Raw genomic sequence first — 14,750 nt, 5'->3', positions numbered from 1 at the left:
GCGCATGACGATGGCCCCCACCGCCCCGCGCGTCCTGCCCGTCTTCGTGGTGCTGCCACCCCGGACGCTGCTGCTGGACGTGGCGGGGCCGGTGGAGGTCTTGCGCCGAGCCAACGTGGAGCAGGACGGGTTGCGCTTCGCCGTCCGCTACGTCGGCCCGGCGGCGTCGCTGGTCACGTCCATCGGGCTGACGGTGACGGGCATCGAGCCCCTGCCCCTGGCACTGCCGCCCGAGGCCATGGTCATGGTCGTGGGCTCGGTGGACCAGATGCTGGGGGACCAGATGCTGGGGGATGAGGGGCCGGACGCGGCGGAGACCGAGGCGGGCAACCAGGCCATCGTCGACTGGTTGCGCCACAAGGTCGGGCCCAGCCACCGGCTGGTCAGCATCTGCGCCGGCGCGCTGCTGGCAGGCCGCGCCGGCCTGCTGGACGGCCGGCCCTGCACCACCCATTACAGCGACTGCGAAACGCTCGCCCGCCTGGCGCCCCGGGCGCGGGTGCTGGAAAACCGGCTGTATGTCGAGGACGGCCTGGTGGCCACCAGCGCCGGTGTCACCGCCGGCATCGACCTGATGCTGCACCTGGTGGCGGAGATGGTGGGGCCGGCCGTGGCCCTGGCGGCGGCGCGCGCCCTGGTGGTCTATCTGCGGCGGGCGGGTGGCGACCCGCAGCTGTCAGCCTGGCTGGAGGGGCGCAACCACGTGCACCCGGCGGTCCACCGCGTGCAGGACGCCATCGTCGCCGATCCGGCCCGCCCCTGGTCGCAGGAATCCCTGGCGGACGTGGCGGGGGCCAGCCCCCGCCACCTGTCGCGGCTGTTCAACGAACATACGGGAATGACTCTGCCGGACTATGTGAACCGGCTACGGGTGGCGCTGGCGGCCCAGCTGCTGGGCCATACGCGGCTGGACATGGAAAGCGTGGCGGAGCGGGCGGGCTTTGCATCGACCCGCCAGATGCGCCGTGTCTGGCGGGTGTATCACCCCACATCGCCCAAGGCGGCGCGGGGACAGGGACGGGGGTTCCTCTAACGCGACAACGCCGGAACGACGGTCAATCTTAGAAGCTGTGGATGCGGGCCACGGCCAGCTGGTCGTTGGCGTAGGTCTGGTGGGTGGCCAGGCAGGCGTTCAGGTGGTCGGCGCGCAAGGCGCCCTGCTCAGCCCCGGGATAGAGGTCGAAGGCCGACTGGGAGCAGCTGGAAAAAGCGGGGTTCTCATCCGCCACCTGGACATAATCATGGTCCGGGGCGCCGCTGCAGGCGGCGATGGGCAGCAGCACGCCCAAGGTGGGGAGCAGGCGGGCGGGTAGCAGGCGGCGCACCCAGTGATTGATCTGCTTGGTCATGGCGTCATCCCCAAATTTCAGCGTCGTTCCGTATCGCAAAGCTAGCGAAGCGGAACGCGGGCGGGAGTGACGGGCGTCATAAACGTGTCACTGCTCAGGCATGGAAGCCCCCCGCGTCGCGCATGGCAGGCAGAACCACCCTTCAACGTACGCGCGAGGGCCCCACGTGGGCCTGCGTGGGGAAAAGACCTAATCCTGGGCGTCTTGGTGCGCCCGCCAGGCGTGGGCCAGGCGCACGAAACCCGCCACGTCCACCTCCTCCGCCCGAGAGGTGGGGAGGATGCCGGCGGCCTCCAGCAGGGGTTCGGGCTGGGCCACCAGGCCCTTCAGCCCGGCGCGCAGCATCTTGCGCCGCTGATTGAAGGCGGCGGCCACCACCCGCTCCATATCCTTGAACGACGGGGCGTCGGCCGGCAGGACGCGCGGGGTAAGATGCACCACCGCCGACATGACCTTGGGCGGCGGGGAAAAGGCCTGCGGCGGGATGTCGAACACCAGGCGCGCGTCGGCCAGCCATTGGCTCATCACCGCCAGGCGGCCGTAATCCTTGGTGCGCGGCTTGGCGATGATGCGATCCACCACCTCTTTCTGGAACATCAGCGTCAGGCTGCGGAATTCCTGGATCTGGCGCAGCCACCCCACCAGCATGGGCGTGCCGACGTTGTAGGGCAGGTTGGCGACGATGGCGCGCGGCGCCGGGGCGACGGCGGTCATGTCGACCTCCAGCGCGTCGCCCTCCACGATGGTCAGGCGGCCGGCGGCGGCCTCCACCACATCGGCCAGGGCCGCGACGAAGCGGCTGTCCCGCTCCACCGCCACCACGGCCTTGGCGTCGCTTTCCACCAGGGCGCGGGTCAGGCCGCCGGGGCCGGGGCCCACCTCGATGACGGTGACGCCCGCCAGGTCGCCGGCGGCGGCGGCTACGCGCGCCGTCAGGTTCAGGTCCAGCAGGAAGTGCTGGCCCAGCGCCTTGCGGGCGCCCAGGTCGAAACGGGCGATGACGTCGCGCAGGGGCGGCAGGTGGGCGAGGTTGGTCATGAAACGATCTTGGGACGGAGGAATCAGGCGGCGGCGCGCTGCCGCGCCAGGCGATCGGCCGACAGCAGGGCCGCGACCAGGCTGGACGGGCTGGCCTGGGCCGTGCCGGCCAGGGACAGGGCGGTGCCGTGGTCGGGGGAGGTGCGGATGAAGGGCAGGCCCAGGGTGATGTTGACACCCGTGTCGAAATCCAGGGTCTTCAGCGGGATCAGCCCCTGGTCATGATATTGGCAGATGACGGCGTCATAGGTGGCGCGCGCGCCGGCGTGGAACAGGGTGTCGGCCGGCAGCGGGCCGGTGACGCTCATCCCCTCTGCGCGCAAGGTCGCCACGGCGGGGGCGATGATCTCGATCTCCTCCCGCCCCATGGCGCCGCCCTCGCCCGCGTGCGGGTTCAGCGCGGCCACGGCCAGGCGCGGCTGAGCGAGGCCGAAATCGCGGCGTAGCGCCTGGTGGGTCACCCGCGCGGTGTGCAACAGCACGTCGCGCGTCAACAGGCCGGCCACGTCCTTCAGCGCCACGTGGATGGTGGCCAGGGCCACCCGCAGGCCGCCCCCCTCCAGCAGCATGACAGGCTCCTCGCTCATCCCCGCCAAGTAGGCCAGATATTCGGTGTGGCCGGGGTGGCGGAAACCGGCGGCGTAGAGGCTGCTTTTCTGGATGGGGTTGGTCACCACCGCCGCCGCTTGGCCCGCCCGCACCAGGGCCACGGCCCGGTCGATGCTGGCGATGACGGCGGCGCCGTTGGCCGGATCCGGCTGGCCGGGCACGACAGGCACGGACAGGTCCTGGCGCAGCACCGGCAGCGCATCACCGAAAACGCCCGCCGTGTCGGCCGGGGCGTGGATCTCCCGCACCGGGACGTGCAGGCCGGTGGCCTGGGCCAGCGCGGCCAGACGCTCCGGATTGTCGATCATGAAAAAGGGCGGTATGCCCCGGTCGCGCCGCAAGCGCCAGGCCATCAAGGCGATCTCGCCACCGATGCCGGCCGGTTCCCCCATGGTCAGGGCCAAAGGCAGGACGGACGAGGGGGGCGGCGCGGTCATGGAACGGATCGGGGGATGCAAGGCCCCCGCCCCTGGTCAGCTGCGGATGTCGATGGTGGCGGCGCGCCGCAGGTCGCGCAGGTTGCGCCGCTGCAGCATGTCCATACGCTCGCCACCGATCATGTTGGCCACCTGGTCGCGCGGCGGGGCGCTGCCCTCCGGCACCTTGCGGTCGCACACCATCAACAGCATCAGGCCGGCCTGGGTTTCCAGCGGGTCGGTGGCCTGGCCCACGCCCAGGCGGCCGATCAGCTTGGACAGCTCACCCGGGATGTCGCCCAGGCGGGTCATGGGCTGGGCCCGAGTGGTGGAACCCGGCAGGTTGGCCTTGGCGGCGGCGGCCAAAGCCTCGCAGCTGTGCGAGTTGTCGCCGATCTTCTTCACCGTCTGGCCCAGGGCCTGTACGTCCGCGCCGGGCGGAACCGGCACCACCACCTGGCCCACGGACACCTGGATGTCGGCGGGATCGCCGCCGGTCACCGTGCGCTCATCCCGGACAAGGAAGATGTAATAGCCGCCGGCGCCGCGCAGCGGCACCGACACCTGGCCCGTGGGCAGGCGCTGCAGCGCGCGATCCAGCGCCGGCTCCAACTGCCCCTGCTGCACCCAGCCCATGTCGCCGCCGGCCGCGGCCGTGGCGCTCTGCGAGAACTGCTGGGCCACGGCGGCGAAGTTGGCGCCGTGGGTGATCTCGCCGACCAGCTTGTCGGCCAGCTGGTGGGCGTCCTGGTCCAGCTTGGGGTTGTCGACGGAGATGAAGATTTCCGTCAGCAGATATTCCGGCTTGCCCGCGTTGGCGATGATGCGCGAGGTGCGGCTGTCGATCTCCTCGTCGCTGACCTGGATGGTGGGACGGATGCGGCGCTGCACCACCTTGTTCCAGGCGATGTTGGCGCGCATCTGCTCCTTCAGCGAGGAGACCGGCACGCCCTCGTGCTCCAGGTTGGCGGCGAAGCTTTCCGGCGAGGGAGCCTTGTTCTGCTTGGCCAGGCGGGCGAACTCACGGTCCACCTCCTCGTCCGTCACCACCAGGTTCTGCTTCTTGGCCTCCTGCAGCTCCAGCTTCTCGTCGATCAGCAGGCGCAGCACCTGGGGCTTCAGCTTCTGTTCCACGTCCGGCGTGTCGGGCAGGCCGGTGTTGACGATGGCCAGGCGCATGCGGCCGGCCAGGTCGGTCTGCGAGATGGCCTCGTCATTCACCACGGCGACGATGCGCTCTTCCTGCTGGCCCTGCTGGGCCGCGACGCGCGGGCCCAGGGCCATGCCGTTGGTGGCGGCGGCCGTCCGGGGACCGGCCAGCTGCGCCAGCGCGGGCGTGGCCAGGCTCGTGCCCAGGGTCAGGCCGAAGGCGAGCACGGCAGCGGCGGAACGGCGGGAAAGTTGGATCATCTGACCTTACCGGGAAAAACGGGGACCGGGAAAAACGGAGAACGGAACTTATAGAGCCAAGGGGGGGCGAAGGCAAACGGCCCCCGCGACCAGGGGTGCGGCGCGGGGGCCGGCGTTCAGCCATCCTCCAGGTGCAGCAGGGCGGCGGTTCCCAGCATCAGGCAGACGCCGGCCGGCGCCCAGGCGGCCAGGAACACCGGCAGCACCCCGCTGCGACCCAGCGCCTGGATGATGTTCTGGCTGACGAACAGCACCAGCGCCGTCACCAGGCCGGTGCCCAGCATCTGCAAGGTGCCGCCCCGGCGGGCGTGGCGCAGGGAGAAGGTGCCGGCCAGGAAGACCATGGCGCAGAAGAAGGCGGGCACGGCCAGCATCGATTCGTAGTACATGCGGTGCCGCACCGACGACAGGCCCGCCTGCTCCAGCGTCTGGATGAAGCTGGGCAGTTCCCAGAACGACAGCGTGTCGGGCGGGGCGAAGCTTTCCTGGATGCGGGCTTCCGTCAGGTCGGTCGGCAGGGCCATGCCGTCGACATGCTGGGTCGGGCGGCCCGGCTGGTTCAGCCAGGCGTTGCGCAGCACCCATTGACCCTTCTGCAGCTCCGCCGTTTCGGAGTCGAGGCGGCCAACGGGGATCTGGTCGCTGCCGTTGAACAGCAGGATGGTGACGGTGCGCAGGTTCACGGGCTTGCCCGGCCCCACCTGCTCCGCATGGATCAGATAGTTGCCGTTCTCGCCCTCCTGCACCTGGCGCAGCCAGACGCCGGAGCGCGCCACGTCCAGCGAGCTTTGCTGGCCGCGCAGGTACCGGCTTTCCAATTGCTCATAGCGCGCCAGCATGGTGGCGAAGACGGGACTGAGCAGGGTGATGTTGATGATGCCGGCCACCAGGGACGTCAGCAGCACGGGCGTCATGAACTGCCAGACGGAGATGCCGGCGGCGCGCACCACCACCAGTTCAGCGCTGCGGGTCATGCGGAAGAAGGTGTACATGGCGCCGAACAGCACACCGAAGGGGAAGATCTGCTGTCCGATCTCCGGCAGCTTCAGCAGCGCCATGCTGAGCACGATCTGGAAGGTGGCGTCCGTCTTGGCCGCGGCGCGGCGCAACAGCTCCACCGTGTCCAGCAGCAGGACGAGGGCCAGCATGCCCCCGAGGATGATCAGGAACCAGAAGACGAACTGGCGGGTGATGTAGACGGATAGCGTGGGCGAGATGCGCATGATGTCAGGCCGCCTTTCCGCCCAGGGGCCCGACCGGCGGGCCGCCCGACGGTGTCGACCGCCCCGCCCCGCCCCGCCTCAGGCGCCGCCAGTTCTGCAGATACCAGTAACCGAAGAGCACCGGCAGTATGCCCACCAGGTACATCACGGCGTTGAACGCCTGGGTCTTCACCGCCAGGTTGGAAATGCCCAGCATCATGGCCTGCAGCAACATGCCGAAGACCACGGCCAGGGCGATGCGGCGGGCCTGGCCACGGCGCGAGAACTCACCCGACATCAGCGCCGTCAGCGCGATCATGGCGAAGGCCGGCGCCAGCAGCGGCGTCGCGAAGCGCTGGTGCAGCTCCTGGTTCAGGCGCGGGCGCAGCTGGGTGTCGATGGGATTGCCAGTGTCGAAGATCAGGTCGCTCAGGGTCCGCTCGCGCGGATCGGGCCAACGTGGCGCCTCACCGGCGTTCAGCACCTTCAGGTCCACGGTGTAGCGCTTGAATTCCAGGTTGGAGGCGTGGCCCGTGTCCCGGTCGTATTCCTGGCGCACGCCGTCATAGACGATGACGCGGGGGCCGGCCTCGGCCGTCACCAGGATGCCATGGTCGGCGATGGTCATCACCGGGCGCTGCGGCTTGCTGTTGTCGTAGATGATCAGACCGCTCAGCATGCCCTCCGCCCCGCGCTGGCGGACATAGACGGTCTTGCCCTCGCCCACGTCGTTGAACGTGCCCTCGCGCAGCAGGACGGAGGAATAGTCGGTGCGAATCTCCTCGCGCAGGCGCACGAACTCGCGCTGCGCCGCCGGCGCCAGGAACAGGTTCAGGAGCAGGCAGAGGAACAGCACGATGGCCGACAGTTGCAGCGCCGGCCGGGCCAGCGTCACCGGCCCCATGCCGGCCGCGCGCATGACCACCAGCTCGCTGTCCAGCGTCAGGCGGTTGTAGGTGAACAGCGTGGCGATCAGCACGCCCCAGGGCATGACCAGCGCCAGGAAGGTCGGCAGGGTGGAAAAGGCCAGGCGCAGGAACATGCTGATCGGCGCGCCGCCCTCGACCACCAGCTGGATCAGGCGCAGGGACTGCGTCATCCAGATGGTCGAGGACAACCCGGCCGTGATGAAAACCATCGCCACGACGAGGTTGCGCGACAAATACCGGCCGATCAGGTTCATCGTGCTCCACAACACACAAGGCGAAACCGGCGCCCGCCACCACGGCGCCCGCGCATCCCGCCAATCCGACACCGCGGCACCCATACATCAAGGTACCGGCGGCACGGCCACTATAGGGCCCCATAATTTGGCGAAACCAGGGCGCGACCACCCCGCCGCCAAGCCGACGACAGCCGGCATGGAACCCCGCCCCATGAGGCTTGGCACGCAGTTCTTATCGACTCCCGTCTCCGGAAACAACCGCCTGGGACAAAAGGTCTGGATTTCGAGCGTTGACGTACAACATTGAGAAATCCTGTATAGGACTTCCAACGCCATAAGGCGAAGCCATCCGGACGGGTTCAGGCGCCCCGAGGCGCCACCGTCCCAAGGGGATCCCAAGGGACCGACCAAGAGAGGCATGATGAAGATCGCTTACGCCCAGAACGCCCTGCCGCAATCCGGCGTCCTGGCCATCACGGTGTCGCAGGGCCGCGGCCTGGGCAGCCTGGGCGCCGAGTTGGACCAGAAGAGCGGCGGCGCGCTGGCCCGCGCCATGGAGGCCGGCCGCTATACCGGCAAGGCGGATGAGACGCTGACCCTGCTGGCCCCGGGCGGCACCGAATACTCCCGCATCCTGCTGGTGGGCATCGGCGCCGCCGAGAAGGTGACGGACCTGACGGCCCAGTCGCTGGGCGGCACCGTGGCCGCCAGCCTGGCCCGCGCCGGCGACTCCGACGCCACCCTGGTGCTGGACGGCCATGACGGCCTGGTGCTGGCGCCGGCCACCTTCGCCGCCAACGTCGGCTATGGCGCCCGCCTGCGCTCCTATCGCTTCGACAAGTACCGGACCAAGGAACCGAAGGACCAGAAACCGACGCTGAAGAAGCTGACCCTGGCCACGGCCGAGCATGCCGCCGCCAAGAAGGCCTACGGCAAGCTGGAGAAGATCGCCGACGGCGTCTTCCTGACCCGCGACGTGGTGTCGGAGCCGCCGAACGTCATCTACCCCGAGACCCTGGCCGAGCGCTGCCAGGCCCTGGCCGAGCTGGGCGTGAAGGTCGAGGTGCTGGACGAGAAGCAGATGAAGAAGCTGGGCATGGGCGCGCTGCTGGGCGTGGGCCAGGGCTCGGCCAAGCCGCCGCGCCTGGTCGTCATGCGCTGGGACGGCGGTGAGAAGGGTGCCGCCCCCCTGGCCTTCGTGGGCAAGGGCGTCACCTTCGACACCGGCGGCATCTCCATCAAGCCATCCGCCGGGATGGAGGACATGAAGTGGGACATGGCGGGCTCCGGCGCCGTCATCGGCCTGATGGCCGCCCTGGCGGGCCGCAAAGCCAAGGCCAACGTCATCGGCGTGGTGGCTCTGGTGGAGAACATGCCCGACGGCAACGCCCAGCGCCCGGGCGACGTCGTCACCAGCATGTCCGGCCAGACCATCGAGGTGCTGAACACCGACGCCGAGGGCCGCCTGATCCTTGCCGACGCCCTGTGGTACACTCAGGCGACGTTCAAGCCGCGCTTCATGGTCGACCTGGCGACGCTGACCGGCGCCATCATCGTCTCGCTGGGCAACGAGCACGCCGGCCTATTCTCCAACAACGACGAGCTGTCGCAGCGCCTGACCGACGCCGGCCTGAAGACAGGTGAGACGCTGTGGCGCCTGCCGCTGGGGGCCGCCTACGACAAGGACATCGACTGCGACGTCGCCGACATGAAGAACATCGGCAGCCCGGGCAAGGCCGGCAGCATCATCGGCGCCGTGTTCCTGCAACGCTTCGTCAACGATGTGCCGTGGGCCCACCTGGACATCGCCGGCACCGCCTGGACCAAGAAAGACGGCGCCACCGTGCCCAAGGGCGCCACCGGCTATGGCGTCCGCCTGCTGGACCGGCTGGTCGCGGACTACTACGAAGGCTGACAAAAGCCTTCGCGGTCAGGGTAAGATCAGGGGCGGCTCCCAGGGGCCGCCCCTTTTCCTTGCGCGGATCGTTCCCATGACCGAGGTCAACTTCTACCACCTGCAGCGCAGCAGCCTGGAGCAGACCCTGCCCGACCTGCTGGAGCGGTCGCTGGCCCGCGGCTGGCGGGCGGTGGTGCTGTCCACGGTGGAGGAGCGGTCGGAGCAGTTGGCCCAGCACCTGTGGACCTGGCGGCCGGACAGCTTCCTGCCCCACGGCACGGCCAAGGACGGGCACGCCGCCGACCAGCCCATCTGGCTGACGGCGGTGGATGAGCGGCCCAACGACGCCCAGGTGCTGTTCTTGACCGACGGCGCCACCAGCGCCCGCATGGGCGAGTACACCCGCGTCTGCGACATCTTCGACGGCATCGACCCCGACGCCGTGGCCGCCGCGCGGCAGCGCTGGAAGACCGCCAAGGAGGCGGGGTTGGACCTCACCTATTGGCAGCAGACCGACAAGGGCTGGGAAAAGAAGGCGTGAGGCGACCCATCCCGCATCTTGTGCATATGCAGCATGGATGGGCGCGCCGCCCCTGGAAAGGCGGCGCGCGCCCCTTATCTAAAGGCCGATGAACAGCCTATCCATCGCGCGCATCCTGCTGGTCGAGGACGATCCGGCCATGCGCACCCTGATCCTGCGCGTGCTCAAGGAAAACGGGTTCGAGGCCATCGGCGTGCGCGACGGCCGCGAGATGGCGGACGCGCTGGGCCAGGGCAGTTTCGACCTGGTGTTGCTGGACGTCATGCTGCCGGGTCAGAGCGGGCTGGACATCTGCCGGGACCTGCGGCGCGCCAGCCAGGTGCCCATCATCATGGTCAGCGCCCACGGCGAGGAGATCGACATGGTGCTGGGGCTGGAGATGGGCGCCGACGACTATGTGCCCAAGCCCTTCCGCGCCAAGGAACTGCTGGCCCGCATCCGCGCCCTGCTGCGCCGCGCCGCGAACAACGGCGCCGGCGCCGGCTCCATCGGCTCGGCCCCGCAGGACGTCATGGTCTTCGCCGGCTGGCGCCTGGATCGGCGGCGGCGCGAGCTGATCGACCCCGATGGCGTCGCGGTGGACCTGTCGGGGGCGGAGCATGATTTGCTGGTCAGCTTCCTGGAGAACCGCCAGCGGGTCATCGGCCGGGAGCGGCTGCTGGAACTGTCCCGCGCCCGCCTGGGCGAGGTGAACGACCGCAGCGTCGACGTGCTGGTCAGCCGCCTGCGGCGCAAGCTGGGCGATGAGAACCGCCTGATCCGCACCGTGCGCGGCGTCGGCTATATCTTCACGGCCGACGTGGCGACACTGTGACCCGGATTGGCATCCATCGCTGGGGCCATCCCTGGCCGCGCAGCCTGGTCGGCCGGCTGGGCCTGGTGCTCTTCGGCGCGGTGCTGCTGGCCGTCATCGGCAACGCCATCGTGCTGGGCCAGGCCGAGCAGCACTACGGCGACGAGACCCAGACCTGGCACATCGCGGAACAGGTGGAGACGGCGGGCCATGTCCTGTCCGCCATCGATCCGGCGCGGCGGGAGAATGTCGCCTCCTCCCTCTCCTCCCCCTACCTGACCTTCACCTGGGGGGAGGCATCCCAGGCGCGCGAGGCGCAGGGCGACAACCCGGCCAGCTGGCTGCTGCGCCATGAGATGATCGAGCACCGGGCCGCCCTGGCCGGCATGGACCTGCGCCTGCGCACGGGACCGGGGACGCCGGTGAAGGCCTTCGACGGCGACGTGCGTCTGCTGGATGGCAGCACGCTGCGCTTCGCCGTGACCGACCTGCCCTCCACCGTGCCGGTCATCTATGCCCAGCTGGGTTCCATCGCCCTGCTGTCCATCGGCGTGCTGCTGATGGCCCTGTTCCTGGTGCAGACCCTGGCCTCGCCCTTGAAGATGCTGGTCAAGGCGGCGGACGCGGTGGGCAACGGCCCGCCGGTGTTCATCCCCACGCGGGGCCCGCAGGAAATCCGGCACGTCGCCCAGGCCTTCAACGCCATGCAGCGGCGCATCGACCGCCTGATCACCAGCCGGACGGAGGCGCTGGCCGCCGTCTCTCACGACCTGCGCACGCCCATCGGCCGTTTGCGCCTGCGCGCCGGCTTCCTGCCCAATGCCGAGGATCGCGCCGCCTTCGACGGCGACCTGGATGAGATGGAAGGCATGGTCAACGACCTGCTGGATTACCTGGGTGGCGAGGAGGATCCGGAAAAACCGCGCCGCACCGACCTACCGGCCTTGCTGTCCACCCTGGTGGACAACGCCACCGACGCCGGCCATGTCGCCAGCTATGAGGGGCCGGAGCGCCTGCCCCTGGCCCTTCGGCCGTTGGGCATGCGCCGGGCCTTCTCCAACATCATCAACAACGCCATCGCCTACGGTGGCGCGGCCCGGGTCACGGTGCGCGACATGGGCAACAATGCCGTCATCACCATCAGCGATGACGGCCCGGGCATCCCTGAAGAGCAGTTCGAGACGGTGTTCGAACCCTTCCACCGGCTGGAGGAATCCCGCAACCGGGGGACCGGCGGCACCGGCCTGGGCCTGACCATCGCCCGCCAGGCGGTGACGCGCGAGGGGGGCACCATCGCGCTGCGGAACCGGGCGGAGGGCGGGCTTTCGGTCATCATTACGATTCCGAAACGGGATGATCCGGCACAAAAGGTCGGCAGACACACTTTGTCATAATCGAAACGTATCCGGGAAAAACTCGAGCCTTAAGTCTTGATGGCCCCCAACGGGGACGGTGGTTCCAGGCGTCCGACGCCCCACCGTCCGGCCGGGGATCATCGACCTGAACGCGAGGATTTCCCATCATGGACAGCATCATCGACGGCGTGTCGCACTTCCGATCTGTTGTCTTCCCCGAACAGCGGTCGCTGTACCGTAAACTGGCCCACGACGGGCAGCAGCCCAAGGCGCTGGTGATCTCCTGCGCCGACAGCCGCGTGGTGCCGGAGATCATCACCCAGAGCGGCCCGGGCGAGATGTTCGTCTGCCGCAACGCCGGCAACATCGTGCCGCCCTTCAGCCAGGTGAACGGCGGCGTCTCCTCCGCCATCGAGTACGCGGTGGTGGGCCTGGGCGTGAACGACATCGTCGTCTGCGGCCATTCCGACTGCGGTGCCATGAAGGCCCTGCTGAAGCCCGAGGCGCTGACGGAGATGCCCAACGTGGCCGCCTGGCTGCGCCATGCCGAAAGCGCCCGCCACGTGCTGCGCGAGGCCTACAGCCTGCTGCCCGAGGCGGAGGCCGCCCGCGTGCTGGCCATGGAGAACGTGGTGGCGCAGCTGAACCACCTGCGCAGCCATCCCTCCGTCGCCGCCAAGCTGGCCGCCGGGCAGTTGAACCTGCACGGCTGGTTCTTCGACCTGGAGAACGGCCACATCCTGGCCCTGGATGGCGAGACGGGGACGTTCCTGCCCGTGGGCGACAAGAACCAGACCCTCCAGGTGGCCGTGCGCGGCACGCGCCGAGCCGTGGCCGACCCCTGCTGCGCCCACCACGCCCCGCACGTCACCGCGGCGGAGTGAAGGGCACCCCCGAGAAAGGGACCAGGATCATGCAGCGTTTTTTTCCCGCCACGCTGGCGCGGGACCTCCCCGCGTCCATCGTGGTCTTCCTGGTGGCCATGCCGCTGTGCATGGGCATCGCCATCGCCTCCGGCGCGCCGCCTGAAAAGGGCCTGATCACCGGCATCATCGGCGGCATCGTCGTCGGCCTTTTCGCGGGCTCGCCCCTGCAGGTCAGCGGCCCCGCCGCCGGCCTGGCGGTCATCGTCTTCGAACTGATCCGCGACGCCGGCATCGGCGCCCTGGGCCCCGTGCTGATCATGGCCGGCCTGATCCAGATGGCGGCCGGCATGCTGAAGCTGGGGCAGTGGTTCCGCGCCATCTCCCCCGCCGTGGTGCACGGCATGCTGGCCGGCATCGGCGTGCTGATCGTGGCGGGCCAGTTGCACGTCATGCTGGACGCCAAGCCGCAGGCCGGCGGCCTCGCCAACATCCTGGCCGCCCCCGCCGCCTATTTCGGCCTGTTCCCCTTCAGCGGCGACGCGGCCGAGGCGGCGCTGGGCATCGGCCTGCTGACCATCACCACCATGCTGGTGTGGGAATGGGTGCGGCCCCAACGCCTGCGCCTGGTGCCGGGCGCCCTGGTGGGCGTCGCCGCCGCCACCCTGGCCGCCACGCTGCTGGGCCTGCCGGTCGCCAAGGTGGCGGTGCCGGAAAGCCTGTGGGCCGCCATCCAGCCGCCCGACATCGCCAACGGCTTCGGTCTGTTCGAGCCCAAGCTGATCGTCATGGCGGTGGCCATCGCCTTCATCGCCAGTGCCGAAACCCTGCTGTCGGCGGCGGCGGTGGACCGCATGCACGACGGCGTGCGCACCAACTACAACAAGGAGCTGACGGCCCAGGGCGTGGGCAACCTGCTTTGCGGCCTGGCCGGCGCCCTGCCCATGACCGGGGTCATCGTGCGCAGTTCCGCCAATGTGCAGGCCGGCGCCGTCAGCCGCACCTCCGCCATCCTGCATGGCGTGTGGATCCTGGGCGCGGTCGCCCTGCTGCCCTGGCTGCTGCGGGCCATCCCCATGTCGGCCCTGGCCGGCGTGCTGGTGGTCACCGGCTATCGCCTGGTCAGCGTGGCCCATGCCCGCCACCTGTTCGAGCGCTACGGCGCCCTGCCGGCCGCCATCTGGGCCGCCACCCTGGTCACCGTGGTCGCCACCGACCTGCTCACCGGCGTGCTGGTGGGCCTGGGCCTCAGCCTCATCGAGCTGCTGCCCCAGGTGCGCCGCCTGCGCCTGCTGGTCGTCACCCGCGAGAAGGAGGCGGGCGAGTGGGAGGTGGTGCTGTCCGGTTCCGCCAGCCTGGTGCAACTGCCCCGCCTGGCCAAGGCGCTGGAGAGCCTGCCCCCCGCCCAGCGCGTCACCCTGCGCCTGCGCTCCCTCTGGTTCATGGACCACACCTGCGCCGAGCTGATCAGCGGCTGGATGGACCGGCGGCGGGCGCAGGGCGAACGGGTGGTCATCGACGACGGGGCCGTCGCCCGCCACCAGGAATTCGCCGCCAAACTTCAAGTCAGCCACGGCTGATCCCCAGCCCGGCCTCATTCATCACAAGGAGGAAAACATGCGCTTCACCAAGACCCTGGCCCTAATCCCCGTGCTCGCCGCCCTGGCCATTCCCCCCCTGGCGATCCCCCTGGGCACGGCCCGGGCGTCCGGCACCGCCACGGCGGGAAACCAAGTACCCGCCATCACCATCACGGCCGCCCAGACCGACGCCGCGCGCCGCGTCTGCCGCGACACGCTGGGCTTGGCCCCAGCCAACGTGGACTTCGCCGCCTGCGTCGACAGCCTGAAGACCCAGGCCGCCGCCGCCCAGCAGCCGGTGCCGGAGGCCCGCGCCTGCGCCGAGATGGGCCACACCCCCGGCGGCACCGACCACCGCCACTGCGTCGCCCAGCTGGCGTCCGCCGTCAACCATGCCCAGACGCCGCTGAACTGAGCGACTTCGGCGTCATCCCTTCATCTCCCCCTTGAAATCGGGCGGCGTCCTTGACTGCCCGGGTGCGGCTCCCATCCACCCGGTCCCTACCCTAGCGTCCGTCCGTGCCCATCCCCC

The 14,750-nt window shown here is 69.6% G+C and carries 14 protein-coding genes; 8 read left to right on the top strand and 6 right to left on the bottom strand.

Annotated features, from left to right (window positions below; genetic code table 11):
- The first annotated feature begins 4 nt into the window (after window positions 1–4).
- Entirely contained in the window at window positions 5–1,033 is a 1,029-nt protein-coding gene (locus UAJ10_RS25235; protein WP_322918017.1) for a GlxA family transcriptional regulator, read from the top strand.
- Between the two features lie 28 nt (window positions 1,034–1,061).
- On the opposite strand, the gene UAJ10_RS25230 is transcribed toward UAJ10_RS25235, so the two are convergent.
- From UAJ10_RS25230 to lptF, 6 genes are all read right to left on the bottom strand, one after another.
- On the bottom strand, window positions 1,062–1,349 hold the full coding sequence (locus UAJ10_RS25230; protein WP_322918015.1) for a hypothetical protein: 288 nt from the start codon (window positions 1,347–1,349) through the stop codon (window positions 1,062–1,064).
- A gap of 189 nt (window positions 1,350–1,538) precedes the next feature.
- Window positions 1,539–2,387 carry a 16S rRNA (adenine(1518)-N(6)/adenine(1519)-N(6))-dimethyltransferase RsmA gene (gene rsmA, locus UAJ10_RS25225; RefSeq protein ID WP_322918013.1) on the bottom strand — a complete coding sequence of 283 codons (849 nt, stop codon included), beginning with the start codon at window positions 2,385–2,387 and terminating at the stop codon, window positions 1,539–1,541.
- Between the two features lie 23 nt (window positions 2,388–2,410).
- Complete coding sequence (gene pdxA / locus UAJ10_RS25220; protein WP_322918012.1) at window positions 2,411–3,433, bottom strand: 4-hydroxythreonine-4-phosphate dehydrogenase PdxA; 1,023 nt, start codon at window positions 3,431–3,433, stop codon at window positions 2,411–2,413.
- Between the two features lie 36 nt (window positions 3,434–3,469).
- A complete protein-coding gene (locus UAJ10_RS25215) occupies window positions 3,470–4,822 on the bottom strand; it encodes a peptidylprolyl isomerase (RefSeq protein ID WP_322918011.1) in 1,353 nt (450 codons plus the stop codon).
- Between the two features lie 116 nt (window positions 4,823–4,938).
- Window positions 4,939–6,045 (bottom strand): LPS export ABC transporter permease LptG, encoded by a 1,107-nt coding sequence (lptG, locus tag UAJ10_RS25210; RefSeq protein ID WP_322918010.1) that lies wholly within the window; start codon window positions 6,043–6,045, stop codon window positions 4,939–4,941.
- Between the two features lie 4 nt (window positions 6,046–6,049).
- A complete protein-coding gene (gene lptF / locus UAJ10_RS25205) occupies window positions 6,050–7,207 on the bottom strand; it encodes an LPS export ABC transporter permease LptF (protein WP_322918009.1) in 1,158 nt (385 codons plus the stop codon).
- 403 nt (window positions 7,208–7,610) lie between these two features.
- Between lptF and UAJ10_RS25200 the strand changes: the two genes are divergently transcribed.
- The 7 genes from UAJ10_RS25200 (at window position 7,611) to UAJ10_RS25170 (ending at window position 14,633) form a co-directional block, all read left to right on the top strand.
- On the top strand, window positions 7,611–9,104 hold the full coding sequence (locus tag UAJ10_RS25200) for a leucyl aminopeptidase (protein ID WP_322919054.1): 1,494 nt from the start codon (window positions 7,611–7,613) through the stop codon (window positions 9,102–9,104).
- A 76-nt stretch (window positions 9,105–9,180) separates the two neighbouring features.
- Window positions 9,181–9,627 carry a DNA polymerase III subunit chi gene (locus UAJ10_RS25195; protein ID WP_322918007.1) on the top strand — a complete coding sequence of 149 codons (447 nt, stop codon included), beginning with the start codon at window positions 9,181–9,183 and terminating at the stop codon, window positions 9,625–9,627.
- A gap of 88 nt (window positions 9,628–9,715) precedes the next feature.
- Entirely contained in the window at window positions 9,716–10,441 is a 726-nt protein-coding gene (locus UAJ10_RS25190; protein WP_322918006.1) for a response regulator transcription factor, read from the top strand.
- Window positions 10,438–11,814 (top strand): ATP-binding protein, encoded by a 1,377-nt coding sequence (locus tag UAJ10_RS25185; protein WP_322918005.1) that lies wholly within the window; start codon window positions 10,438–10,440, stop codon window positions 11,812–11,814. The genes UAJ10_RS25190 and UAJ10_RS25185 overlap by 4 nt, the downstream gene beginning before the upstream one ends.
- A 128-nt stretch (window positions 11,815–11,942) precedes the next feature.
- Window positions 11,943–12,659: a carbonic anhydrase gene (locus UAJ10_RS25180; protein WP_322918004.1), complete on the top strand. Its 717-nt coding sequence runs from the start codon at window positions 11,943–11,945 to the stop codon at window positions 12,657–12,659.
- Between the two features lie 29 nt (window positions 12,660–12,688).
- Window positions 12,689–14,218, top strand: coding sequence for a SulP family inorganic anion transporter (locus UAJ10_RS25175; RefSeq protein ID WP_322918002.1), 1,530 nt, complete (start codon window positions 12,689–12,691; stop codon window positions 14,216–14,218).
- 37 nt (window positions 14,219–14,255) lie between these two features.
- Complete coding sequence (locus UAJ10_RS25170; protein WP_322918000.1) at window positions 14,256–14,633, top strand: hypothetical protein; 378 nt, start codon at window positions 14,256–14,258, stop codon at window positions 14,631–14,633.
- The last annotated feature ends 117 nt before the right edge of the window (window positions 14,634–14,750 follow it).

The organism is Nitrospirillum guaranorum, from assembly GCF_034653275.1.
GTDB lineage: Bacteria > Pseudomonadota > Alphaproteobacteria > Azospirillales > Azospirillaceae > Nitrospirillum.
This window is presented reverse-complemented; position numbering and strand designations above follow the sequence as displayed.